At 69.8% G+C, this 23,950-nt stretch carries 23 protein-coding genes and 1 tRNA gene; 12 read left to right on the top strand and 12 right to left on the bottom strand.

The genetic code is table 11. The annotated features are described in order from the left end of the window. Window positions 1-18 precede the first annotated feature (18 nt). From IU449_RS20285 to IU449_RS20270, 4 genes are all read right to left on the bottom strand, one after another. Window positions 19-816: an RNA polymerase sigma factor SigF gene (locus IU449_RS20285; RefSeq protein ID WP_195003669.1), complete on the bottom strand. Its 798-nt coding sequence runs from the start codon at window positions 814-816 to the stop codon at window positions 19-21. Further along, window positions 809-1,243: an ATP-binding protein gene (locus IU449_RS20280; RefSeq protein WP_195003668.1), complete on the bottom strand. Its 435-nt coding sequence runs from the start codon at window positions 1,241-1,243 to the stop codon at window positions 809-811. Before IU449_RS20280 ends, IU449_RS20285 begins: the two co-directional genes overlap by 8 nt. A gap of 107 nt (window positions 1,244-1,350) precedes the next feature. Continuing rightward, a tRNA-Gly gene (locus tag IU449_RS20275) sits at window positions 1,351-1,426 on the bottom strand. Window positions 1,427-1,525: 99 nt separating this feature from the next. After that, window positions 1,526-2,275, bottom strand: a complete 750-nt coding sequence (locus IU449_RS20270; protein WP_195003667.1) for a lysophospholipid acyltransferase family protein — start codon at window positions 2,273-2,275, stop codon at window positions 1,526-1,528. 115 nt (window positions 2,276-2,390) lie between these two features. Here IU449_RS20270 and IU449_RS20265 point away from each other — a divergent pair, with 115 nt between their 5' ends. Then, entirely contained in the window at window positions 2,391-3,356 is a 966-nt protein-coding gene (locus IU449_RS20265; protein WP_324188343.1) for a hypothetical protein, read from the top strand. Between the two features lie 89 nt (window positions 3,357-3,445). After that, window positions 3,446-4,981 carry a Rieske 2Fe-2S domain-containing protein gene (locus IU449_RS20260; protein WP_195003666.1) on the top strand — a complete coding sequence of 512 codons (1,536 nt, stop codon included), beginning with the start codon at window positions 3,446-3,448 and terminating at the stop codon, window positions 4,979-4,981. 170 nt (window positions 4,982-5,151) lie between these two features. Here the strand turns inward: IU449_RS20260 and IU449_RS20255 are convergent, their stop codons facing one another. The 4 genes from IU449_RS20255 to serS form a co-directional block, all read right to left on the bottom strand. Continuing rightward, window positions 5,152-6,150, bottom strand: a complete 999-nt coding sequence (locus IU449_RS20255) for a DMT family transporter (protein WP_228805216.1) — start codon at window positions 6,148-6,150, stop codon at window positions 5,152-5,154. Between the two features lie 62 nt (window positions 6,151-6,212). Next, the gene (locus IU449_RS20250) at window positions 6,213-7,706 is read right to left on the bottom strand and encodes an MFS transporter (protein ID WP_195003665.1); all 1,494 of its coding nucleotides are present in this window, start codon (window positions 7,704-7,706) and stop codon (window positions 6,213-6,215) included. Window positions 7,707-7,871: 165 nt separating this feature from the next. Beyond that, a complete protein-coding gene (locus IU449_RS20245; protein ID WP_324188342.1) occupies window positions 7,872-9,707 on the bottom strand; it encodes a putative bifunctional diguanylate cyclase/phosphodiesterase in 1,836 nt (611 codons plus the stop codon). A gap of 85 nt (window positions 9,708-9,792) precedes the next feature. Then, window positions 9,793-11,055, bottom strand: coding sequence for a serine--tRNA ligase (gene serS, locus IU449_RS20240; RefSeq protein WP_195003664.1), 1,263 nt, complete (start codon window positions 11,053-11,055; stop codon window positions 9,793-9,795). A 107-nt stretch (window positions 11,056-11,162) separates the two neighbouring features. Between serS and IU449_RS20235 the strand changes: the two genes are divergently transcribed. The 5 genes from IU449_RS20235 (at window position 11,163) to IU449_RS20215 (ending at window position 15,182) form a co-directional block, all read left to right on the top strand. Further along, complete coding sequence (locus IU449_RS20235) at window positions 11,163-12,272, top strand: septum formation family protein (protein ID WP_195003663.1); 1,110 nt, start codon at window positions 11,163-11,165, stop codon at window positions 12,270-12,272. 13 nt (window positions 12,273-12,285) lie between these two features. Beyond that, window positions 12,286-12,636 (top strand): metallopeptidase family protein, encoded by a 351-nt coding sequence (locus IU449_RS20230; protein ID WP_195003662.1) that lies wholly within the window; start codon window positions 12,286-12,288, stop codon window positions 12,634-12,636. A 197-nt stretch (window positions 12,637-12,833) separates the two neighbouring features. Then, window positions 12,834-13,157, top strand: coding sequence for a PE domain-containing protein (locus IU449_RS20225; RefSeq protein ID WP_195003661.1), 324 nt, complete (start codon window positions 12,834-12,836; stop codon window positions 13,155-13,157). 37 nt (window positions 13,158-13,194) lie between these two features. Further along, window positions 13,195-14,349, top strand: coding sequence for a PPE family protein (locus IU449_RS20220; protein WP_195003660.1), 1,155 nt, complete (start codon window positions 13,195-13,197; stop codon window positions 14,347-14,349). After that, window positions 14,346-15,182, top strand: coding sequence for an ESX secretion-associated protein EspG (locus IU449_RS20215; RefSeq protein ID WP_195003659.1), 837 nt, complete (start codon window positions 14,346-14,348; stop codon window positions 15,180-15,182). The genes IU449_RS20220 and IU449_RS20215 overlap by 4 nt, the downstream gene beginning before the upstream one ends. Window positions 15,183-15,209: 27 nt before the next feature. Here IU449_RS20215 and IU449_RS20210 read toward each other — a convergent pair whose 3' ends face one another. The 3 genes from IU449_RS20210 to IU449_RS20200 form a co-directional block, all read right to left on the bottom strand. Beyond that, complete coding sequence (locus IU449_RS20210; protein WP_195003658.1) at window positions 15,210-15,890, bottom strand: histidine phosphatase family protein; 681 nt, start codon at window positions 15,888-15,890, stop codon at window positions 15,210-15,212. Further along, window positions 15,887-16,801: a prephenate dehydratase gene (gene pheA / locus IU449_RS20205; RefSeq protein ID WP_195003657.1), complete on the bottom strand. Its 915-nt coding sequence runs from the start codon at window positions 16,799-16,801 to the stop codon at window positions 15,887-15,889. The genes IU449_RS20210 and pheA overlap by 4 nt, the downstream gene beginning before the upstream one ends. Window positions 16,802-16,901: 100 nt before the next feature. After that, window positions 16,902-17,327 carry a hypothetical protein gene (locus tag IU449_RS20200; RefSeq protein ID WP_195003656.1) on the bottom strand — a complete coding sequence of 142 codons (426 nt, stop codon included), beginning with the start codon at window positions 17,325-17,327 and terminating at the stop codon, window positions 16,902-16,904. 399 nt (window positions 17,328-17,726) lie between these two features. Here IU449_RS20200 and IU449_RS20195 point away from each other — a divergent pair, with 399 nt between their 5' ends. The 5 genes from IU449_RS20195 to IU449_RS20175 all read left to right on the top strand — a co-directional run bounded on the left by IU449_RS20195 (window position 17,727) and on the right by IU449_RS20175 (window position 22,686). Next, window positions 17,727-18,491, top strand: a complete 765-nt coding sequence (locus IU449_RS20195) for a DUF2470 domain-containing protein (protein WP_195003655.1) — start codon at window positions 17,727-17,729, stop codon at window positions 18,489-18,491. A 502-nt stretch (window positions 18,492-18,993) separates the two neighbouring features. Continuing rightward, window positions 18,994-19,755 carry a CPBP family intramembrane glutamic endopeptidase gene (locus IU449_RS20190; protein ID WP_324188341.1) on the top strand — a complete coding sequence of 254 codons (762 nt, stop codon included), beginning with the start codon at window positions 18,994-18,996 and terminating at the stop codon, window positions 19,753-19,755. 162 nt (window positions 19,756-19,917) lie between these two features. Then, window positions 19,918-21,447: an LCP family protein gene (locus IU449_RS20185; RefSeq protein WP_416382195.1), complete on the top strand. Its 1,530-nt coding sequence runs from the start codon at window positions 19,918-19,920 to the stop codon at window positions 21,445-21,447. 9 nt (window positions 21,448-21,456) lie between these two features. Beyond that, window positions 21,457-22,008, top strand: a complete 552-nt coding sequence (locus IU449_RS20180; RefSeq protein ID WP_195003654.1) for a ferritin — start codon at window positions 21,457-21,459, stop codon at window positions 22,006-22,008. A 126-nt stretch (window positions 22,009-22,134) separates the two neighbouring features. Beyond that, entirely contained in the window at window positions 22,135-22,686 is a 552-nt protein-coding gene (locus tag IU449_RS20175; RefSeq protein WP_195003653.1) for a ferritin, read from the top strand. A 313-nt stretch (window positions 22,687-22,999) separates the two neighbouring features. Here the strand turns inward: IU449_RS20175 and IU449_RS20170 are convergent, their stop codons facing one another. Then, entirely contained in the window at window positions 23,000-23,920 is a 921-nt protein-coding gene (locus IU449_RS20170) for a DUF5926 family protein (protein ID WP_195003652.1), read from the bottom strand. Window positions 23,921-23,950: the final 30 nt, after the last annotated feature.

Raw genomic sequence — 23,950 nt, 5'->3', positions numbered from 1 at the left:
GGTCGGTGCCGGTCGCGGTCAGTCGCGCAATGCCTGCTCGCGCAAGCTCTTCAGCGTGCGCGACAGGATGCGCGACACCTGCATCTGCGAGCAGCCGAGCTGCTTGGCGATCTGATCCTGCGACATCGATTGGAAGAAGCGCATTTCCAGCACCAGGCGCTCGCGTTCGGGCAGCGCCGCGATGAGCGGTCGGACCGCGAGATAGTTCTCCACCGTGCTGTATTCGGGGTCTTCCTCGCCCAGCGTCTCGGCCAGCCCGGGCATCCCGGATTCCTCGCTGCTCGCCGAACCGTCGATCGAGGAAGTCTGGTAGGCATTGCGCGCGACCAGCGCTTGGGTCACCTCGGCGATGTCGACATCGAGTTCCTCGGCGATCTCCCGCGCTCTCGGGACCCGCCCGAGCCGCTGGGTCAGCGTCTCGATCGCCGGGTTCAGGGTCGCCTGCAGTTCCTTGAGCCTGCGCGGCACCCGCACCGACCAGGTGTGATCGCGGAAGTGCCTGCGCACCTCGCCCATGATGGTCGGCACCGCGAAGGCCAGGAACGGCGCGCCCTGCGTCGGGTCGAAGCGGTCCACCGCCGCGACCAGGCCGACCCGGGCGATCTGCAGGAGATCCTCGAAGTTCTCCCCGCGGCCGCTGAACTTGCGGGCGATGTGCTCGGCCAGCGGCAGGCAACGCTCGATCAGATCCTCGCGCAGCGCACGGTGGCGCGGATCATCCTCCTCGAGGGCGGCCAGCTCGGCGAACTCGGGTTCCAGGTCCTGGTAGCCCCTGACCTCCGGCTCCGCCGGATCGGCAGGAACGGCGTCAGGCATCGGCGCGACCGCGCGACCAGCGGAACCGCACGGTCGTGAGATAACCGCCGGAGACGTCGCGGGGGCCGGTGTCGATCGACACCGATTCGGTGAGGGTGGTGAGGATGTGCCAGCCGAACCCCGTGCGGTCCGGGCCGTCCTCGGTGCGGGTGCGGGCGGTGACGGAAATGTCCATCGATGCCTCGCCGTAGGCGAGCGAACAGTCCAGATCGGTGCCCGGTACCGCGTCCTGCATGAGCGCGGTGGCCACCTCGTCGAGCGCCAAGCGGATGTCGGCGACCTCGTCGATGCCGAAATCGGCGATCAACGCGACGGTCTCGGCCAGGGCGCGCAACATGACGAGCTGGTCGTACCGCGCTGGCACGCGCACGCCGATGGTGGTGGTTCGTGTCGCCGCCGAGGGGAACACCTTCTCGCCCTTACCCATAGGAGTACTCCTGGATGCGCTGCTGTCGAGCCCGGACCGTCAGCGTACCGCTGCGATGATTGCGGAGGTGACGCGGCCCACGGCACGTCGAGGAGAAACTGCTCCGGTGGAGCGGATGACGGGATTCGAACCCGCGACCCTCACCTTGGCAAGGTGATGCGCTACCAGCTGCGCTACATCCGCGTGCCCGGCCGCTACGGCCGTGCGATCGAGAACTCTAGCCGTCCGGCGGCCGGGCACAAAATCGCCTGGTCACCGGGCGGTGGACGGTGGCGGTGACAATCAGTCGCCTGCCGCGGCCCGCTTGGCATGGCGTTCGGCGATCTCGGCGGCGTCGAGCGCGTCGGCCTCGGCCAGCGTCGGCGCGCTGCCGCCGAGCCGGGCCGGTACCCAGTAGGCGCCCGGCTCGTGGGTGTAGCTCTCCTGCAATCCGGCCAGCAGCCGCTGCATGGTGGAACGCAGCACCTCGGTCAGCTCCGCGGGCGGCAGGTTCGGCGCGATCGGCTCGCCCACCGCGATCGAGATCGGAGTGTTGGTGCGGCCGAGACGCTTCGGATGCCCCTTGGTCCAGACCCGTTGCGCGCCCCAGATCACGATGGGGATGATCGGCACGCCCGCTTCGATCGCCATGCGCGCGGCGCCGGACTTGAACTGTTTGATCTCGAAGCTACGGCTGATCGTCGCCTCGGGGTAGACGCCGACCAGTTCACCGCGCTTCAGGTAGTCGACGGCGGCGAGGTAGGAATCGGCCCCCGCCACCCTGTCGACCGGAATGTGCTTCAGCGCGCGCATGATCGGGCCGGAGATCGCATTGTCGAAGACCTCCTTCTTGGCCATGAACCGGACATAGCGCTTCACCCGGCGCGCGGGCAGGCCCGCGTAGGTGAAATCGAGATAGCCGGTGTGGTTGATCGCGATCACCGCGCCACCCCGGGCCGGGATGTGCTCGGCGCCGGTGACGGTGAACTTCAGGCCTTGGGCGAAGAAGACGGTCCGGGCCAAGCCGATGATCGTCCGGTAGACGGGTTCCACAATTCCGCTAGCGTAGTCGCAGCATCGCCCGACCGGAACGGCCGCCGCCGAACCCGCGCCGACGCGCCGCCCACCGGCTGTCGTCCGCACCTGCCAGCGAAAGAGGATCGTCGAAGTGGAACGTGCCCGTCCGCACGCGAGTGAACACGACCGGACAGCAGCGAGCGGAGCGGGCGCGCCGCGCCGCGGCGCCCGCGTGCTGTCCTGTGGTCTGGCCGCGGCAGCCCTGTTGCTCGCCGGCTGCGACTCGGTGTCGGGTATCCCGGTCGACGACGTGCCGTCCTCGTCCCCGGCCTCGGTGGAAACCGCCGCCGCGGCGGGCACGGACGACGCGGGCAGCTCGGGGATCGCACCGACCCCCGCCGCACCTGCCCCCGCGCTGCCGCCGGTGCCCGAGGACGCCCCCGAGGTCGGCGCGGTGCCCGGCGTGCCCGAGGCCGTGCCCGCGCTGCGCCGGTGGGCCGCCGATCTGGAGAACGACACCATCGCCGACCTCCAGGAGAAGTGCTGGACGCTGGCTCCCGGCAATGTGACGCAGATGTACCAGTACCCGCAGGGCGTGCTCGCCGCGCTCGCCGAGCCGGGCACGGCCACCGCCGACACGGTGACCTGGGAGAGCGGCACGCTGTCGGTCACCGTGGACCGCGCGGCGCTGGCCGACGGCTACGCCTGCCCGCGGGTGGGCGCAGCGGGCGCGAGCGTCCAGTACAACGACGCCGATGCCAGGCACACCGTGCGCCGCTACCTCTCGCGCCTGGTCGGCGAACCGCTCGACCCGGCCGACACCGAGGACACCCACCCGCTGATCTGCGCCGCCTCCCCCGCCGACTGGGACCCCACCGGCAGAGGCGAGTCCGTGGCCGCCCCGCTGGCCGCGAATCCACGCAAGCTGGGCGATGTCACCGCGTTCACCGGCGAGCAGCTCACCTCGGCCTGGCTGTCGGCGGACTACATCACCGTCGACGTCCCGGTCACCGACGACGACGGAGTCACGCAGGCCCGCACCTTCACGCTGACCCAGCGCGAGACCGATGCGGGCAATTCGGCCGGCTACTGCATCGGCGACGTCACGACCTCGTAGGACCGAGGTCACCACCCGGGGCAGCCGCCTTCGGCACTCATCCGCCAGCCACTACCCTGGGTGCTGGCAACGGTCAGGAGGAACAGCTCGTGCAGATCACCAGCGTCGGACACGCCGGTTTCCACATCCGTACCGCGGCCGGGACGATCCTGTGCGATCCCTGGGTCAACCCGGCGTACTTCGGCTCGTGGGTCCCCTTCCCGGACAACAGCGGGCTGGACTGGGACGCCCTCGGCGACTGCGACTTCCTCTACGTCTCGCACCTGCACCGCGACCACTTCGACGCGAAGAACCTCGCCGAACACGTCAACAAGGACGCCACGGTACTGCTGCCGGACTTCCCGGTGCCCGACCTGCGCCGTGAGCTCGAGAAGCTCGGCTTCCACACGTTCTTCGAGACCGAGAACTCGGTCAAGCACACCGTCACCGGCCCCGGCGGCGAGCTCGACATCATGATCATCGCGCTGCGCGCGCCCGCCGACGGGCCGATCGGCGACTCCGGGCTGGTCGTCTCCGACGGCGAGACCACCTGCTTCAACATGAACGACGCCCGGCCGGTCGACATGGATGTGCTGCACGAGGCCTTCGGGCACATCGACATCAACCTGCTGCAGTACTCCGGCGCGATCTGGTACCCGATGGTCTACGACATCCCTTCGCGCACCAAGACCAACTTCGGCAAGCAGAAGCGTCAGCGCGGCATGGACCGTGCCCGCAGCTACATCGAGCAGGTCGGCGCCACCTGGGTGGTGCCCTCGGCCGGTCCGCCGGTCTTCCTCGACCCCGAGCTGCGCCATCTCAACGACGACCACGGCGACGAGGGCAACATCTTCCCCGACCAGATGGTCTTCCTCGAGCAGATGCGCATCCACGGCAACGAGGGTGGGATCCTGATGATCCCCGGCTCGGTCGCCGATGTCCGCGGCAAGGAACTCGAACTCACCCACCCGTTCGATCCGGACCGGATCTACGGCGACAAGGCCGCCTACATCGAGGACATGGCCCAGCGCTTCGCGCCAGCGCTGGAGGCAGAGAAGGCCACCTGGGCCACCGGCGAGGGGTCGCTGCTGGAACCGCTGAAGGCGCTGTTCGAGCCGATCATGGCGCAGAGTGATCTGATCTGCGACGGCATCGGATACCCCGTCGGCCTGGTGCTCGGCGAGGAGACGGTAGTGCTCGACTTCCCCAAGCGGGTCGTGCGCGAACCGATCGAGGGCGAGGGCCGCTACCGCTACGGCTTCCGCATCGCGCCGGAGCTGGTGCGCACGGTGCTGCGCGACAACGAACCGGACTGGGTCAACACCATCTTCCTGTCCACCCGGTTCCAGGCCTGGCGCATCGGCGGCTACAACGAATTCCTCTACACCTTCTTCAAGTGCCTCACCGACGAGCGCATCGCCTACGCCGACGGCTGGTTCTCCGAGGCCCACGACGACTCGGCCACCATCGAACTGGACGGCTGGCAGGTGCAGCGCCGGTGCCCGCACCTCAAGGCCGACCTGTCGAAATTCGGTGTGGTGGAGGGCAATACCCTCACCTGCAATCTGCACGGCTGGCAGTGGGATCTGGAGTCCGGTCGCTGCAAGACCTCCCGGGGTCACGAATTGCGTTCCAGCAAGCTCTGATTCGCGTGCCGTCCTCGCGTGCGCGCCGGGCGGCGGCGCGGGCGCGAGGACGGCATCGGTCCCCGCTCATTACGCGGCTCGACCCCCGCATTCGCGTGCTCGTTCGGCGCGGTCCTCGCGTTCGCGGTCCTCACGTTCCCCGCTCCGCGCGGTTCTCGTAATCGCGGCCATCACGTTCCCCGCACGGCGCGGTTCTCGCGTTCGCCTTCGGCTCGGTTCGGACGCCGCATCGCCAGGACCAGCGCGAGCAGGACGAGGGCGCAGCCGACGATCGCCCGGGACCGCAGGCCGGGACCGCCGGGGACGAGCAGGTCCAGCAGGACCGAGGCGACGAGCTGGCCCGCCACCGAGGTGAGCCCGAGCAGCAGGACGCCGATCCAGCGCACCGTGACCGCGCCCAGCCCGATGAACGCGACCCCGATGGCGCCGCCTAGGTAGAGCCACGGCTCCGTGGGCAGCGGACCGAGCCCGCTCACGGTCAGCAGTACCACCGACTCCACCGCGCACAGCGCCGCGAACCCGACAGCGAAATTGATCAATGTGGCCGGGGCCGGACCGCCCACCGCCCCGACCCGCCCGTTCACCGCCTGCTGCCAGGCCAGCCCGATCCCCGCCAGCGCGGGCAGCGCGATCAGCAGCACGTCGGGCGCCTCACGCAGGGACTCCGGCAGAGCCAGACCGGCGGGCGCTGCGCCGGAGCGCCCGCCGGACGCCAGAAACACCGCGCCGACGGCGATCACCGCGGCCGCCGCGCGCAACGGCGTCACCGGCGTGCGCCCGCTCGGCGCGAGCCCCAGCCGATCCACCACCAGACTGCTCACCAACTGCCCGGCCACCACCGCCACCGTGAACGCGGTCACCCCGATCGCCGCCACCGTCAGCCCCTGGCTCGCCACGAAGAACGCCCCGCACAACCCGCCGAGCAGCTGCCACCCGCGTAACCGTCCGTCCCCGACGGCGGCCCGCACCTCCGCCAGCCCGCCCCGCAAGCGGCCGCTCAGCGCGAAGGCGATCACCAGCAGCACCAGCCCGGTACCGAAACTGATGACCGCCGCGGCGATCCCGTCGTGCAACCGCGCTCCCAGCGCGCCGTTGATCCGTGCCTGCACCGCCACACCCGCGCCGATGCCGAACCCGCACGCCACCCCCAGCCTCATCCGCGCGGTCATGCCGAAAACCGTACCGTCCGGCGCGATGTCCCCGGCGTCCACAGCACTCGGCAGGCACCGCATCAGCCCTTGCGGCGGGGCAACCACGCGGGCATCACGGCCGCGATGACGAACATGGCCGAGCCGAGGATCGCGAGGGTCGTCGACATGGACAGCCAGGTGCCTGCCAGCGCCGCGACGCCGACGACACCGAGCGCGACTATCTCCGCGAGCAGGCCGGACACCGAGGTCACCGTGGCTCGGGCAGGTCCCTCGATCGCGTCCTGCAGCCGGGCGTCGGCGACGATCTCGGCATTGAGCACCGCGCCGTAACCGATCCCGATGGCGACGAATCCGGCGACGGTCAGCGGATACACCCACTCCGGCCTGTGCACGGCCGCCCCGGCGACCAGCGCGCCACCGACGAACAACACCGCGCCCGCGGCGACCATCCAGGCCAGGGAACGCGCCGACAGCGAACTCGTCCGCCCGGCCAGCAGCGTGCCCGCCATCGACCCGGCCACCGTCACGCCGATCAGCACCGGCACCACCGTCGTCGAGACGCCCGCCGACTGCGCCAACAGCGGGAAGTACTCGTCATAGGCGGTGATGCCGAACAGCAGCGCCCCGAGCAGCACGCCACGCCGCACGCCGCGCACCCGCAACGTCTCTGCGACACCGGCTCGCAGCATCGCCAGATAGCGCGCCACCATCGGCTCGGCGCCGGGACGATCGCGCGCGGCGATCACGGGGCCCGGGATCTCGCCCGCGGGCACGGTGCCCGCAGGCACGGCAGGCACAGCGCCCGCAGGCACCGTGGCGAAAGGCCCAGCCGCGACCGGAGCAGTGACAACCCCCGGCCCGACAGCACCTACAGCAGTAACCGTCGTCGCTCCGGCGGCCGCAGCCGCCGCTGGAGCGTCGTCAGCCACAGCCGGTCCGGGCACGACGGGCACGAAAACGTGTCCGATGGGAACCTGGCCGTCCGGGACTCCCGCCTCGCGCGGCGCGGCGTATGCCTGCGGGTCCCCGCGCCCCGGCTCGCCCGCTCCGGGCGCGTTCGGCAACAGCAGACAGATCGCGGTGTGCCCGACCGCCGTCGCCACGCTCACCCAGCCGACCAGCGCGTAACCGCCGAGGACGTATAGCGGGGCGGCCGCGAGGATCGCCACCAACACGGTGATCTCGGCGGCGGCGCGGGTGTAACCCATCAGCCGGGCGTAGGCGCCGGCCTGGTCGCGAGCGGCGAGTTCGTCGTACATCAACGCCTCGAAGGTGCCCGACTCCAGTGCGCCGGACACGCCCCACAGCACGAAACCGAGGGCGAATCCGAGGTAGGACGGTGTGGCGGTCCAGAGCGTGAAGGCGGCCGCGACCAACCCGCCGCTGAGAACGAGCAGCCCGCGTCGGGAGACCGTGTCCGCCCATGCGCCGGAGGGCACCTCGAGCAGGAACGAGGTCACCGACCAGAGTGCGAGCAGCGAGGAGATCTGCGCGGTGTTCAGGCCGTGGTCGGCGAACAGCAACGCGTAGAGAGCGTAGAGCGGGACGAACTCCCGCGAGCCCTTGAACAGCACCGCTCGCAGGGCCAGGTTCGACAGCGAACCGGGGCGGCGCGCACGCGGTGTACCGGAGCTGGGATCGGGTCAATAACCACTGAAGCGAATGCTCATGACTGCCAGCTTCGTCCCGGACCTCGTCGGGCGTCAAGCGGATTTCCGAAGGCCCAGGGTCCAGCGCGGTCAGTTCAGCGGCACCCAGCCGTTGGAGGCCACGGCGTCCTCGCGTTCCACGCTGCCGCCGATGCGGCCCTGCCCCTGATTGAGGTCGTTGATCAGCTCCGAGACCGGATGCGAGTCGCTGTAGTGGTAGCCCTGCGCCAGCGCGAAACCGAGTTCGGTCAGCACCGCGGCCTGGTACTCGGTCTCCACGCCTTCGGCGATCACCTGCAGATCCAGCGCGGAACTCAGGGCCGCGATGACCCCGAGGAGCGGCGGAGCGGGGGAATCCGAGCGGATGGCGGCGACGAAGGACTGGTCGACCTTGAGGATGTCGCTGGGCAGGGTCGCCAGCCGGCTCAACGAGGAGTAACCGGTGCCGAAGTCGTCGATGGCGATGCGCACGCCGCGATCGCGCAGGGCGTGCAGGTTGGCGATGGCGGTCTGGGATTCGGCGGCCAGCTCGCTTTCGGTCACCTCGAGCACCAGCTGATCGGCGGGCCACCCGGTCGAGGAGAGGATTTCCCACACCCGGTCCGCGTAGCCGGGTTCAGCCAGTTCCAGGCCGCTGACATTGACGTTGAGGGTCAGGTCCAACTGGGCGAAGGTCTCCTGCAACCGGGCCGCGTCGGCGCAGGCGCGACGCAGCACCAGCTCGTCGAGGTCGGAGATCAGGTCGTATTCCTCGGCGACCCGGATCAGGCCCTCGGTGGTGACGTCCGGCTGGGCGCTGGACGACCAGCGCAACAACGCCTCGACGCCGACCGCCTTGCCGCCGCCCTCGGTCAGGCTGACGATCGGTTGGTAGTGCACGTCCAACGCGCCCCGGTCGATCGCCTCGCGCAACTCCACCGCCAGCGGCAGCTGCCGCGAGGACTCCAGCACCGTGCGGTTGCGGCCGGCCTGCTTGGCGCGGTACAGGCCGACGTCGGCGCGGCTGACCAACAGCGAACCGGACTCCCCCGGCTGCCAGGAGGTCACGCCCGCCGAGCAACCGGTGGTGACCGCGGCGCGCAACTGCTCGGTGAGCAGGATGGCGGCCTGTTCGGTCACATTCGGCAGCAGCAGCGCGAAGGCGTCACCGCCGTAGCGGGCCAGGCGCTGGTCGGGTGCCAGCAGCTTCGACCAGGTGTCGCCGACCCGCTGCAGCACGGCGTCACCGGCGCGATGGCCGAGGTGATCGTTGATCTTCTGGAAGCGGTCGAGATCGACCAGCACCAGCGAGAGGCTCTGCCCGGTGCGGTTGGCCTGGGCGATCGCCGTGTTGAGCGCCCGGTCGAAACCCCGCCGGTTCAGCAGACCGGTGAGCACGTCGATATCGGCTTCCGAGGCCATCCTGGTGAGGATGCCGACGACCACGCCGACACCGAAGGTCACCCCGGCCGGGATGATGCCCGACCACCAGGGCAGATCGCGGGTCGGCAGCGCCCACAGGCACATGACCACCGCGAAGGCGATGTGCGCGTTCGCCTGGATCCACCGGAAGAACAGCGCGGCATCGCAGGCCACGAAGACGTAGAACGCGGCCAGGCTGATGGCACCCACGGTGTTCGGAAAGGCGTAGACCGCGATGGTGATCAGGATGGTCGCGATGACGACGTACCCGTGATGGATCACGTGCGGCAGGCGCGGACCCCACGCGAGCAGCGTCAAGCCCAGCAGCAGCGCGATCGCCGCCGCGGTACCGACCAGCGGCCGATTACCCTCGTCACCCGGGGCGACCGCGGTGATCACCAGGCCGAGCACGCCACCCATGACGTAGAACGCCCCGGTGGTTCTCGCCATGACCATTGCCGTCGCCAGCGCCGATGCCGCCCGCACCCGGGTTCGGGTATCGCCGCGCGCCCCGATTCCTCGCACGCCCCACAGCCTAGACACTGCACAGCACACTGGTCGCCACATCCCACAATTCCGGCGCCGGCGACCTGTCGGTTATCCCGATCGCTCAGCTCGCGGGCCGCAGCACGTCGGTGCCGACGAAGGGCACCAACGCGGCCGGAACCCGTACCGACCCGTCGGCCTGCTGATGGTTCTCCAGGATCGCCACGATCCACCTCGTGGTCGCCAGCGTGCCGTTCAGGGTCGCCGCGATCTGGGGTTTCCCGTTCTCGTCGCGGTAGCGCACCGCGAGCCTGCGGGCCTGGAACGTGGTGCAGTTGGAGGTGGAGGTGAGCTCGCGATAGGTCCGCTGGCTGGGCACCCAGGCCTCGCAGTCGTACTTGCGCGCGGCCGAACTGCCCAGGTCGCCTGCCGCCACGTCGATGATGCGATAAGGCACCTCGACAGCGGCGAGCATCTCGCGCTCCCAGTCCAGCAGCCGCTTGTGCTCGGCCTCGGCCTGATCGGGAGTGGTGTAGACGAACATCTCGACCTTGTCGAACTGGTGCACCCGGATGATGCCCCTGGTGTCCTTGCCGTAGCTGCCGGCCTCCCGGCGGAAGCACGACGACCAGCCCGCGTAGCGCTTGGGGCCCTTGCTCAGGTCGAGGATCTCCTCGGCGTGGTAGCCGGCCATCGGCACCTCCGAGGTGCCCACCAGGTACAGATCGTCGTCGGCCAGGTGATAGACCTCGGCGGAGTGCTGGCCCAGGAAGCCGGTGCCCGCCATGACCTCCGGGCGCACCAGCACCGGCGGGATCATCATGGTGAAGCCGTTGGCGACGGCCTTCTGCGCGGCCAGCTGCAGCAGGCCCAGTTGCAGCATCGCGCCGTAGCCGGTGAGGAAGTAGAAGCGCGAACCGGACACCTTCGCGCCGCGCTCCATGTCGAACAGACCCAGCGATTCGCCGATCTCCAGGTGGTCCTTGGGCTCGAAACCGAATTCCGGGATCTCCCCGACGGTTTCGAGCAGCACGAAATCGTCCTCGCCCCCCGGGGGGACGTCGGGCAGCACCACGTTGGAGATCGCGCGATGCGCGGCGTCCAGATCGGCGTCGGCGGCGGACTGGGCCGCTTCGGCCTCCTTGACCTTGGCCGACAGCTCTCCGGCGTGCGCCAGCAGAGCGGGCCGGTCCTCCTTGGCGGCCTTGCCGATCTGCTTGCTCATCGCCTTCTGCTCGGCGCGCAGGTTGTCGGCGGAGGCGACCGCCGCACGCCTGGCGGCGTCGGCCTCGAGCAGCGCGTCGACCAGAGCCGGGTCTTCACCACGCGCGCGCTGCGAGGCGCGCACCACGTCGGGGGCCTCCCGCAGGAGTCGGAGGTCGATCATGGGCAATCAGCCTAGTCGCCGCGATGTGGGCCGGTCACACCGATTACCACCAGCGACCCCGCCGGGCTCGTGACACCGCGCGAACGGTCCTGCCATGATGGAGCGCGATGTCCACCGATGATGTGCCACAGACGCCTGCGCCCGCGGACGCCGCCTCCGGCGACGCGGTTTCCGCGGACACCGCCGAGCAGGCCGGGTCGCGCGGAACGAGCCTGTCGGCGCCCAAGCTGCGCTGGGGTCTGCTGGCGACCGCCGCGGGCGCGGTGGTGGCCGCCCTGGTGACCCTGGCGGTGAGCGGGTTCGACAACGAGTCCGGCCTGGAGGTGCACAATCCGGCGGCGCCCGCGCACACCCTGCTGGACAAGGAGTTCGGCACCGCCTCCACCGGCGACTGCCTGAGCTGGAACAAGGCCGATCGCAGCGATCTGGTGAAGGTCGACTGCGCCAACCGTCACCTGTTCGAAGTGGCCGCCGACATCGACATGTCCCGGTACCCGGGCGTCGAATTCGGTCCCGGCTCGCGGTTCCCGGATTCGCTGCGGCTGACCGAGCTGAAGGAAGAGCACTGCGTGCCCGCGGTGCAGCGCTACATGAACGGCAAGTTCGATCCGCGCGGGCGCTATGTGGTGGGCCTGATGTACCCGAGCGCGGACGGCTGGTCGGCAGGCGACCGCACACTGCGCTGCGGCCTACAGTTCTCGGCCAGTACCGGTAGCCCGTTGCCGACCACCGGCAGCGCCGCCGAGCAGGACCAGTCCAAGGTCTTCGAGCCGGGCACCTGCCTCGGCATCAACCAGAATCTGCCGACCGACCCGATCGACTGCGCGCAGGAGCACTCGGTGGAGATCGTCTCCTCGGTCGATCTGGCCGCGCACTTCACCGGCGGTCCGCCCGCGAAGGCCGACCAGGACAAGTACGTCGAGGAGCAGTGCACCGAGGCGGTCAACGCCTATCTCGGTTCGCCGGAGGCCATCCGCAACAAGACGCTGACGCTGTTCTTCGACTACGTGGACGCCGCGAGCTGGCTGGCGGGCAGCCGCAAGCTCGACTGCATGATCGGCAAGGGTACCGACCGCGAGGGCTTCGCCCCGATCGTCGGTTCGGCCAAGGGCGACATCCTGATCAACGGGCAAGCCCCTGTGCCGCCGCCGAATTCGGGTCGCTCGACGCCCGCGCCGCTGCCGGGGGCGGCGCCGCTGCCCCCGCAGCCCCGGTGACGGGCGACCGGCCGTGACGGTGGCCATGTCCGAGGAGCGCTTCGAGGAACTCGTCGCCGATGCCCTCGACCTCATCCCCCCCGAATTGACCGGCGCCATCGACAATGTCGTGATCCTGGTCGAGGCGCGCGACCCCGACGAACCGAGCCTGCTCGGTCTCTACCGCGGCATCGCGTTGACCGAGCGCGACAGTCATTACGGCGGGTCGCTTCCCGACACGGTGACCATCTACCGCGAGGCGATCCTGGACATCTGCTCGAACGAGGAGCAGGTGGTCGAGGAGGTCGCGATCACCGTGATCCACGAGATCGCACACTATTTCGGCATTGACGAGGACCGGCTTCATCAGTTGGGATGGGGTTAGGTCTCGGGGCAGTCGCCGCACCCACCTGTACCGGTGGTGATCGGGGGGCGAGTAGGGCGACTGGCAAGATCTGACGAAGGAGGGGATTCGATGGAACCGATCGCGGTGCTGTCGCGTCCAATCAGTCGTAGGGGGAATTCTCGTGGTTCCGCCGAACTGTCTGCATCAGCCGGACCGCCACCAGAAGGAGTCGAGTAATGGTCGGCCACGTTTCTATCTCACCCGAGCTCGTCCTCGCCGCAGCCGCCGAGCTCGATCTGCTCGCCGAGCGGCTGGCCGGGGCCGCCGCGTTCGCCGGTCCCGCGACCCACGTGCTGCCCTCCGGCGCCGAAGAGGTCTCGCTGCTCGCGGCGAACCATTTCAACCGGGCCGCGGCCACCCATGACCATTCCATCGCCCAGGCCGTCCTCGAGTTGCACCACGCGGCCGCGGTGCTGCGCCTGCAGCTGGGCACACACGTCGCCGAGGACGTGGTCAAGGCAGGCGTGATGCAGGCCGTCGCCGGAACCATCGGGGCCTGACGGCTCACGCGATCTTCGACACAGGGGAGACACAAGCATGACCGCAGGTATCACCGGGGTGTTCTGGCTGCCCCGCATGGCAGAAGCCAATTCCATCGCGCTCAATGCGGGAGCGCACGCGGTGCCGATCTCCGCGGCCGCGACCTCGTGGGGTGGGCTCACCGCCGCCTGGACCGACGCGACAGCCACCGTCGCTCGGGTGATCGCCGAGCTGGGCGTCGGAATGCAGGGCGTGAACGGCATCGCCGCGCTTTCCCGGCTGGTCCCGTTCACCACGTGGGCCTACGAGCAGAGCGTCATGGCCGCCACCATGAGCAGCAAGGCCGCCGCGAACGCCACGGCCTACACCGTCGCCTCGCTGGCGATGCCCAGCCTGCCGGAAATCGTCGCGGTGAACGCCGCGGTCGTCGCCTCGGCCAATCCGCCGGGCGCGGTTTCGGGAGCCTTCGAGGCGGCCGAACTCGCCAAGTCGGCCATGGATGTGCGGGCCGCGCTGGTGATGGAGACCTACGAGGCCGCGACGACCGCCACGGTGATGACGCCGGGCGAGTTCCACGCCCCGCCACCCATCGCCGACGGCGCGGGCACCACCGATGTCGGCACGGCTGCCGAGAGCTCGTTCCAGGGCGATCCGCTGAGCACCGCGGTCGCTGGCGCCGTGTCGGCCCTCAACAATCCCGGCGTGGTCGGTGTGGTCAACCAGGTCGCCGGTGTGGCCGGCACCGTCGCCGGCGGCGGCGCGAGCACCGTGGGCAACCTCGGGGCAGGCATGATCGCGGCCGCGTCGACCACCGCTCCGGCCATGGCCGCCACCCCGGCGGGCATGACGGGGGCCGGCCCGGCCGCGGGCGGCGCAAGCCTCACGACGGCGACCCACTCCGCCACCGTCGGCCTCGGCTCCTCGGGCGCCCTGCAGCACGGATCGATGCAACTGCCACAGGGCTGGGGTTCGGGCACACCGGCCGCCGCGCCCGCCGCCGCACCGGTGACCGAGGTCGTCACCCGCGTCGATTCCGCCGCCGCCCGACCTGCGTCCGCCTCGGGCAGCCCTTTGCTCGGCCGCACGGCGCAGTCGGACGACGATGAGACCGATCACAAGGCTGCCGAATACCTGCGCGACGACCATTTCGGCGACCACCGCTTCGCCGCCGACGGTGTGATCGGAGCGGCGCCGACGGGGTCGGCCGAGTGAGCGTACTGGGAGCGGCCGGTGGTCCGTCGACGCTGGGGAGCGTTTCGGTCGGCCTCGACGAGATGCAGTTCCTGCTGGAGCGGTTGCAGTTCGACGAGTTGCCGGTTGTGCTCCAGGCTGTCGGACGCTACGACAACGAGGCCGATCACGACGCGGCCATGCAGGTCGCCGAGCGCGCGCTGATCGATCGTGGTTTCCTGATCGACGGCGTGGTCCATCGGGAACTCGAGGACCGGCTGCGCACCCTGTATCGCCCGCGCTGGGTGCTGGCACTCCGGCTGGTGGTGAACGGCCAGATCAACCGACTGGCGCTGGCACAGGGCGACGATCTCACGGTCGTGGCGCTACGCGGGCCGTTCTCGTACGTGCTCGACGAGGTGGACGAGGATCTGCCCGGCCCGCTGATCGCCGCCCTCGGCCCGGCCGAACCACTCGATATCGAGAGCATGAACGCCGAAACCGAACTGCTCGCACCGGTTTTCGGTGACACAGGTGATGCGGCGACCACCGCGAACCGGCTGGCGAAGATCTGCACACCCGCGCGTGATGCTCAGGCCTTGGCCTCCGCCCTGGTCGAGATTCATTCGCATTCCCAGATTTCCGCGGTGGTATACGGCGACGGCACTCGCGAGATCGCCGACAGTCACATCGCGGTCTTCGACACGAGGGGTGGACGGATCGTCCTCACCGCCGCCGTCGCCGACGACGGCACGAAGTGGACATCGATCAGCAGCGGTTCGACGGCGCGGTTGCGCACCGCGATCAAGGACCTGATCAGCTCACTGCCCGAACGCGAGGAGTTCCCGCCGCAGATGGCGCCGCAATCGCTCTGATTCGGGCGTTTCGCTCGGCACTTCGGCTCAGCCCATGGTCGGCTGAGCCGAAGTCGCTTTCGCGTAGTCGAACGGTGGGACGAACCGGCCCCACCGCACGCATTCCCAGCTACCGTCGGCACGGGGTACCAGCTCGATGGTCTCGGTGTTGTCGAGTCGGTTGGTGGTCGCGAACGGCGGCGCGATGCCTGCCAGCGTGCGGGCTACCAGGCGCATGGCGGCGCCGTGGTTCACCATCAATACGTCGCCGGTGTGCGTCAAGGGGTCCAGATAGCGGTCACGCAGATCTTCGATCACCGGCAGGAACCGGGCCAGCACGTCGGCGCCGGATTCGCCGCCGGGGACCGTGACGCTCAGATCGCCCTCATGCCAGGCGCCGTAGATCCGCTGGAACGTCTGGTGGGCGTTGTCGTCGGCAAGACCTTCCAGATCGCCCGCCTGCACCTCGTGCACGTCCTCGAGCGCGGTCGCGGGTACGCCGGTGACCTCCTCGATGTAGCTCGCGGTCTGTCGCGCGCGCAGCGCCACCGAACTCAGCAACACCGTAGGCGCGGCGGTCAATCGGGAACCGAACGTCTTGGCCTGTGCCGCACCGCGTTCGGTCAGCGGCAGGCCGGGCACCCTGGTGTCGAGCAGCCGGGCCACATTGCCCTCGGTCTCACCGTGCCTCACCAGGATCAATTTGCCCACGGTGCCCGGCGTCGTCATAGATCCGCCACTCCTTTTCGTAACTGCGTCAACCATTGTGCCGCTTCCTCGTCCGACGGCGGCGGCGTTCCTGCCTGCGACACCGTGGGCCAGGAACCTAGGAACCTGATCCGGGACGTACGGTGCAGCGCCTTGAGCGCCTCGGCTACCGCGGGATCGTCGAGGTGGCCGACGCAGTCGAGATAGAACCGGTACGTGCCCATGCCCGTTCGAGTGGGGCGGGATTCGATGCGCGTCAGATCGATACCCCTGGTGGCGAATTCGGCGAAGGCCCGCATGAGCGAACCGGGCACGTTGGGCAGTTCCAGGACGATGGAGGTGCGGTCGGACCCGGTAGGCGCGGGCGCCACGCACGGGCGCCGGACCAGCACGAAGCGGGTCACGGCCTGATCGTGATCGGCCACGCCGGAGGCCAGTGAACTCAGGCCGAGCCGTCGGCCCGCCAGCGTCGTGGACACCGCGGCGTCGGCGTGACCGGCGACGACGTCCTCCGCGGCCGCCGCATTGGACGCCGACGTGTAGATCCGCACTCCCGGCAGCGTTCGCCCGACCCACTCGCGCACCTGCCCCAGCGCGACCGGGAAGACCGCCAGGGTCCGCACATCGGAGACGGTCGTGCCCGCCGCGGCAAGGATCTCGAAGGTCACTTCCATCTCGGTCTCGGCGACGATCTGTAGCCGCGGGCCGACCGCCAGCGAATCCAGTGTGGTCGAGATCGAGCCCTCGATCGAGCTCTCGATCGGCACCACCGCGCCCTCGACCTCGCCCCGGCGAACCATCTCCAGCGCGGCGGGCGGCGACGGGGCCGGTACACGCTCGACCGGCCCGGCGATGACATTCGCGGACTCGAGTTCGGCCAGAGCCATCTCGGTGAAAGTTCCGGACGGTCCGAAGTAGGCGATGTGCGGCACGCCTTCGACTGTATTTGTTTTCCCCGAATCGTGTCTGCGCGATATTTGCCTCGCAGGTCCGACGCAGTCCTCGAACTCCGACCGGGCCGAGGTGGACCGGTCAGGGTGCCAGGGCCGCCAGCGATTTCCGGAGCGGTTCCGGGCGGTCGGTCTCGATCGCCAGCAGTACGGCGCGCACCGCTTCCACGGCAGGTGGTTTCAGCGCCGTCAGGAAGGCGATGTCGGGCTGCTCCAGGGCAGCGCGAATATCCTCCCCACACAACGCCGCGACAGTGGCCGCGACGACTGCCAGGGCGCGAGCGCCGTCGGCGGTGCGCGCGATGTAGCCGGTGTCCGCATGGGCGATGGCGGCCAGGAAACCGGCCACTTCGGCGTCGGTGGCGTCAGCGTCGAGCACGGGTTCCGTGGGGTCCGGAGTGTACGGGCGCACCAGTCCGGCGACGAGGCTGCGGCGCGCGGGCGTGCTGAGGGTGACCAGGACCGGTTCGTGCGCGGGTCCGTCCGGAGTGGGGAGTGCGTGTGCCACCGGATCACGGTATCTCGCGAGGACGGCACGCTGACGTGCCGGTGACCGCCCGCGCCGCCACCCCGGCGGCCGAGCCGACTGCCCGTTCCTCGCCGCGTGCGGACCTGGTCGCCTCCGATATCGCGGAGCGCCTGCGGCTCGCTCGAGGCGACCCGTTCGGCGCGAACATGTCGAGAGGGCGCGAGCATGTCGAGAGGGCGCGAGCATGTCGAGAGGACGCGAGCATGTCGAGAGGTCGACGGATATCGGTGGTGGCCGACGTGCTCGCTCAGGATGCCGGAAACGCGACGGCCGGTCATCGACCGCGACGGCAGGGTTGCGGATCACACCGCCGTGACTTAGCTTAGGTTTACCTAATTAGCGGCTCCGAAATGCCGCCGCAGCCCCCGGAGGTTCCGCATGCCGACGAAACCGACCACCGCGCCGAGCGCCGCCGAACGTGTGCGCAATGCCTGCGCACACGCCGAGACCTCGGTGCTCGCGCTGCCCGGCATCGAGCCCACGCCCACATCGGTGCACCATCTGCGCCGGTGCGGCGACGTGGTGATCGCGGTGCCGACCGGCTCGGCGGCGGCGGCGCTGACGGCGAACTCCGGTCCGGCGGGTACGGCCGCGGTGCTCGAACTCACCGACAACGCACCGCTGCCGCTGCGCGAGCCGGTGCGCGCGTTGGTCTGGCTGCGCGGCGTGGTCCGCCCGGTGCCGGAGAACGCCCAGCGGGCGCTGGCGGGCGAAGTGGCCGCGGAGCTCCCGCACCCGCAGCTGCTCGACGTGGGCCACGGCGCGACACTGCTGCGCCTGGTGATCGGCACCGCCGTGCTCGCCGACGCGACCGGCGCCGAATCGGTCCCCGCCGCCCAGGTGCGCTCGGCCCTGCCCGATCCGTTCTGCCAGATGGAAGCGGCCTGGCTGCACCACCTCGACGCCGACCACCCCGATATCATCGAACAACTCGCCCGCCGGCTGCCGCCCCGCCTCCGGACCGGCGACGTGCACCCGCTGGCCATCGACCGCTACGGCCTGACCCTGCGGGTCGAGGGCCACGACGGAGACCACGACGTCCGCCTGCCCTTCACCGCCCCGGTCGACGACGTCGAATCGCTGAGCCGGGCCGTCCGCACCCTCGCGGGCTGCCCGTTCCTGAACGGCCTGCGCCACAGCTGACCAGCGCACGACGCACACCACCGCCGACCGCCACGCCCGGACGCACGCACGCACGCACGGCATGTCTCAGCCGACGCCCACGCCGGCGACTCCGCCTAGATTCGACGACATGTCAGCCGACTCGGACGCGCGCCACCACCGGACCGACCTCACATCGCCCGACCCCTCGCACCCGACGCCCGGCACCGGCGAAACAGCAGCCCCCAGCCTCCCGGAGCCGGCCTCGACAACGGGCGAAACAGCATCGTCCGACTCCGGATCGGCGCCCACCACGGACGACTCGCCACCGCCCGCCCCGGCACCCACCACAGACGACTCGCCACCGCCCGCCCCGGCACCCACCACAGACGACTCGCCACCGCCCGCCCCGGCACCCACCACAGACGACTCGCCACCGCCCGCCCCGGCACCCACTCCCAGCGGATCGGCGCCGCCGGAAAGCGCCGGACCCGAGCGTGCGGGCCGACGGTTACGGAGGCTGCTCATCGCGCCGCCGCAGCCGGTGCCCGAGTTGACCGCACGCGAGCGCCTGGGGATCCGGCTCGAGATCGTGGTGGTGCTGGTCGTCACCTTCGGCCTGCAAGGCGTGAGCGCCGCGCTGTCGCTGATCGACAGTGCGCTGTCGCCGGAAGGCGTGAGCGGTCGAACGATCGCGCTCAATGCCTCGCGTTCCGATCAAGCGTTCATCGATCTGCTGTATCAGCTCATCGGCGTGGCGAGATTGGCCGGTTGGGCGGCGTTGGGCTTGTACCTGTTGTGGCGCAGCGGGATCGGGCCGCGGGTGATCGGTTTCGCCAGGCCGAGAATGCGCGCGGATCTACCACCCGGTCTGGCACTGGCCGCGCTCATCGGTGTGCCCGGCCTCGGGCTGTACCTGATCGCGCACGCCTCGGGTTTCAGCGTGACCATCGTGCCCAGCGCCATCGACGACCACTGGTGGCGGCTGCCGGTGCTGATCCTGTCGGCGTGCGCGAATTCGGTGGCCGAAGAGGTCCTGGTCGTCGGCTACCTGCTGACCCGATTGCGCGCACTGGGCTGGTCGCCGAATTCCTCGCTGCTGGCCTCGGCGTTGCTGCGCGGCAGCTACCACCTCTACCAGGGCGTCGGCGGCGGGCTCGGCAATGTGGCGATGGGCCTGATCTTCGGACGCTACTGGCAGCGCACCGACAAGCTCTGGCCGCTGGTGGTGGCGCACGCGGTCATCGACGCGGTGGCCTATCTCGGCTACGTCGCGCTGCGCGGGCGGGTGGGCTGGCTGCCCTGAGCCGCGCGAACACGATGTCGCAGGTCGGTTGCTCCGGCTCCCCACCCCATCCGGCGCCGCGCGACACCGGCGACGACATGCCGATGCGGGTAACGCGTGAGCCCGGTTACGGCGATCCGGTGTAGACCCCTTTTCCACCCCCGAACAGTAGAGTCGACATCGATGAACGGCGACGACCCCCGCATTGCGCGGACACGCCGGGTGCCGCCGCAGGCAGGTCCCGGAGTGCCCGCTACCCCGCCACACCGCCGGGATCCGCGCGGGCGCGATCCCCACGGCCCCGGCCCCGCCGATCCCCGCGACTCGGCCCCACCGCACGGTGGCGCTCCGCAGCGCGGGCGGCCACAGCAGCACGGGAGTCCGCCACAGTACGCGAGCCCGCAGCGCGGCGCGCACGATCCGCGCCGCGGTGATCCCCGCGGAGCCGGTCCGCATCCGCAGGCGGCGCGCAGGCAAGCGGGCCCGGATCATCCGCAGCAGGCCGCCGCCCCTGCGCGCCGCGTCGAACCCACCAAGGTGCTGCGACGCGACCAGAATGCCGCCGCTGGACCACTGGCCTACTCGCAGGCGCAGGAGGAGTCGCCCACGCTGCACCGCGGTCCCCGGTACGCGCCGACGCAGCGGCCGGAACCCTTCGCCGACGAGCGCCATGTCGAGCGGGCCCGCGGACCGCACCGCACCGCACCGCCACCGCCTTCGGCTCCGCCGCGGCGCAACGATCCGGCCCCGGGTCCGGCTCGCCGCAGACGCAAGCGGCATCCCTTCCGCTGGTTCCTGGTGTTCCTGCTGGTCCTGCTGATCGGTTCGGTCGCGGGCCTGATGAATCTCGACGGCAAGCTCACCAGGATCGACGCGCTGGCCGATTACCCGGATCGCGTGGGCGACACGCCGGGCACGAACTGGCTGCTGGTGGGCTCGGACGGGCGCTCCGGGCTGACCGCCGAACAGGAGCGCGAACTCGCCACCGGAGGCGAGGTCGGGCCCGAGCGCACCGACACGATCATGCTGGTGCACGTCCCGAGATCCGGCGCGACCACGCTGATCAGCCTGCCGCGTGACTCCTACGTCAGCATTCCCGGTCACGGTCGCGACAAGCTGAACGCCTCCTTCGCGCTGGGCGGACCGCAACTGCTGGTACAGACCGTCGAGGTCGCCACCGGCTTGCGCATCGACAACTACGCCCAGATCGGTTTCGCCGGTTTCGCCGACGTGGTCGACGCGCTCGACGGAATAGACGTATGCCTGCCGCAGGCGATCGACGACCCGCTGGCGGGCATCAACCTCCCCGCGGGCTGCCAGCACCTCGACGGCCCGGAAGCGCTCGGCTTCGTCCGCACCCGCGCCACCGCGCTCGCCGACATCGACCGGATGAACAACCAGCGCCTGTTCATGTCGGCGTTGCTGCAGAAGGCGACCAGTACGGCGACGCTGGCCAATCCGCTGCGGCTGTGGCCGCTGGCCTCCGGCACGGCGAAATCGCTGAAGGTCGACGAGGGCGACCACCTGTGGGACCTGGGCAGGCTCGGCTGGGCGATGCGCGGCGAGACCATCGCGACCACCGTGCCGGTGGGCGGATTCGACGATGTGTCCGGCAGCGGGAACGTGCTGCTGTGGGACAAGGACAAGGCGGTCCCCTTCTTCGAGGCCCTGGCCGACGACAAACCGATTCCCGAGAACCTGCTGACGCGGTAGCGTTCAGCTATGACCGACAGCACGCTCGCCGACGTGTTCCCGGTGTCGTTGCGCGAACACGTCCGGCGCGGGTTCGCCATCGCCCAGCAATATCTCGCTGCCGCGGTCTATTTCGATGCACAGCGATTACCGCAGCTGGCCGCGCAGTGCTATCGACGCCACACCCGGCACCGGGAGAACGCGCTGCGCGTCGTGCGATATCTGCTCGACCGCGATCTCGAGATACGGGTGGGCGGCGTCGACGAGCCGCGCTCGGAATTCGAGTCCCCGCGCGCGGCGGTGGAGATTCTGCTCGACGCCGAGCGCGTCTTGACCGACGCCTGCACCATGCTGGTCGACACCGCCCGGTCCCAGCGGGATTACCTCGGTGAACAGTTCGCCACGTGGTTCCTGGCCGAGCAGGTGGAGAACGTCGCCGCCATGACCACGCTGCTGGATGTCTTCGACCGGGAGAACGGCACACTGTTCGACGTCGAGGAGTTCGTCGACCGCGATATGCCCGCCCCGGGAAACGCTGATCCGGCTGCTCCGAGAATAGCGGGTCAGGCCCTCGGCGATTAGGTGAGACTACCCTCGGAACAATGTCGGAGACGCTCGCCGGAGCGGCATCACCTGGGTAGGGAATACTAACCTCAATAAGGGTGCACTTGGATGACAGTCGTTCTGACCAGCACTAATGTCTGGAATATGTCCAGTCATTCGGAGAGCCCGCACAGCAAATTCCACAGTCTGCTGCACGATCAGATTCGGAACGAGTTCAATGCCGAACATCAGTACATCGCCATCGCGGTGTGGTTCGACAACGCAGATCTGCCGCAGCTGGCGAAACGCTTCTACCGGCAGTCGGTGGAGGAGCGCAATCACGCGCTGATGATCGTGCGCTACTTCCTCGACCGCGACATCAGTGTCGAGATCGCCGGCATCGACTCGGCGAAATCGCACTTCGAGACCGCGCGTGAGCCGATCGCGCTCGCGCTCGCCCATGAGCGCACCGTCACCGAGCAGATCGTCCGGCTCGCGAGCACGGCCCGCGAGGAAGGCGACTACCTCGGCGAGCAGTTCATGCAGTGGTTCCTCAAGGAACAGGTCGAAGAGGTGGCCGCCATGACCACCCTGCTCAACATCGCCGATCGCGCCGGGTCGAACCTGTTCGATCTGGAGGAATTCGTGGCCAGGGAGATGAGCGGCGTAGGCGATACCTCGGGCGCACCCCCGGTGGCCGGCGGCTCGGTGGGCTGAGACGCTCGCTCGGGATCGCCGCTCGGTCGGCGGCCATCCGGGCGACTCCCGGCAGGACCCGGACAACGAACAGGCCCGGCTCGTGGTGGCGAGCCGGGCCTGTCGTGTTCGACGAATCGAATGTCACTCAGCGCTCAGGGAGCTGAGCAGACCGGTGAGCAGACCGAGAATGATTTCCATGGTGGATCCCTACTTTCCTCATCATCCCGGGTCCAGAGGTTTCCTGTCCCGGCGCCTCCTTGCGGCGACGAGATGAACCTAACCCAGAGCCGATGAGAAAAAGGGCGTTTTCACAAAACTTCTCGCACCGATTTCAGCGCAGCGTGACCTGGCGGGACCGCAGCCCGTCCCTGGACCTGCGCTCGTCGGCGGTCAGCTCGGTCCCCGCGGCCAGCGCCTCGACCAGTCGGGCACCGAAATCCCTTGCGGGCGATTCCCACTCGCTCGGATGACGCTCGGGATCGAGATCGAAGACCGGCACCAGCAGGCCGTGCGTACGGAACGAACCGGCGAAGCGCGAGCCCTCCCCCAGATGCAGTCCGCCCGCCGCGTGCAGCCGCGCCAGCGCCGCCATCAGCTCGTCCTCGTCCTCTGGACGCACCCAACGCACGTGCGCCTTCTCGCCCGCGTCCACCCACCAGGCCGCGCCGATCGAATCCGTGCCCAGCGCCAGCCGCGCCGAGGGCATGATCGCCTGCTTGGCCTGCTCGATGGTGGCGGCCACCTGCGGGTCGGGGGTCACGCCCTCGGGCACCCACCAATCGAAGTCCTGATGGACGGTGAGCTCGAGGCTCGCTGTCGGGTCGAGCACATCGGCCAGCTTCGGTCCGCCCGCGACGCTCTCCACCGAGGTCAGCGAATCGCCCGGCTCCGCCGACTGCGTCCACAGAATCGACGCGGCCAGATCCGAGCCGGGATCGGCGCCGGCGAACTGCACCTGCGCACCGACATAACCCACCGGCGGCTCACCGGCGCGCACCAGGGCCGCGACCGCGCCCGGCAGCACCGTGCCGAGCACGACCTCGCGCTCGGCGGCCACCGAGTCGACCAGCGGCAGCGTGGCCGTCGCGGACGGCACGAATTCACGCAGGGCGACCAGATCGCATTCGGCGGCCAGGCCCTCGAACGGCCGGGTCACGCTCTGGGCCGCCTGCTCCAGCGCTGCCTTGCGCTCGGCGAGACGCTGCGCCCGGTTCCCTCCGGGCTTCGGACTGTTGCGCTTGCTCTTTCCCACGAGCGCCCAAACTACACCGCAGCCGCCGTG

This window comes from Nocardia higoensis (genome assembly GCF_015477835.1).
Classification (GTDB): domain Bacteria; phylum Actinomycetota; class Actinomycetes; order Mycobacteriales; family Mycobacteriaceae; genus Nocardia; species Nocardia higoensis_A.
The sequence above is the reverse complement of the archived record's forward strand: the minus strand, read 5'-3'. Positions and strand labels throughout refer to the sequence as shown.

Coding starts and splice junctions, on each gene's coding strand:
- IU449_RS20235 (WP_195003663.1), top strand. CDS start 11,163: ATGTCCACCGATGATGTGCCACAGACGCCTGCGCCCGCGGACGCCGCC.
- IU449_RS20185 (WP_416382195.1), top strand. CDS start 19,918: ATGAACGGCGACGACCCCCGCATTGCGCGGACACGCCGGGTGCCGCCG.
- serS (WP_195003664.1), bottom strand. CDS start 11,055: ATGATCGACCTCCGACTCCTGCGGGAGGCCCCCGACGTGGTGCGCGCC.
- IU449_RS20180 (WP_195003654.1), top strand. CDS start 21,457: ATGACCGACAGCACGCTCGCCGACGTGTTCCCGGTGTCGTTGCGCGAA.
- IU449_RS20195 (WP_195003655.1), top strand. CDS start 17,727: ATGCCGACGAAACCGACCACCGCGCCGAGCGCCGCCGAACGTGTGCGC.
- IU449_RS20255 (WP_228805216.1), bottom strand. CDS start 6,150: ATGACCGCGCGGATGAGGCTGGGGGTGGCGTGCGGGTTCGGCATCGGC.
- IU449_RS20285 (WP_195003669.1), bottom strand. CDS start 816: ATGCCTGACGCCGTTCCTGCCGATCCGGCGGAGCCGGAGGTCAGGGGC.
- IU449_RS20280 (WP_195003668.1), bottom strand. CDS start 1,243: ATGGGTAAGGGCGAGAAGGTGTTCCCCTCGGCGGCGACACGAACCACC.
- IU449_RS20225 (WP_195003661.1), top strand. CDS start 12,834: ATGGTCGGCCACGTTTCTATCTCACCCGAGCTCGTCCTCGCCGCAGCC.
- IU449_RS20175 (WP_195003653.1), top strand. CDS start 22,135: ATGTCCAGTCATTCGGAGAGCCCGCACAGCAAATTCCACAGTCTGCTG.
- IU449_RS20210 (WP_195003658.1), bottom strand. CDS start 15,890: ATGACGACGCCGGGCACCGTGGGCAAATTGATCCTGGTGAGGCACGGT.
- IU449_RS20220 (WP_195003660.1), top strand. CDS start 13,195: ATGACCGCAGGTATCACCGGGGTGTTCTGGCTGCCCCGCATGGCAGAA.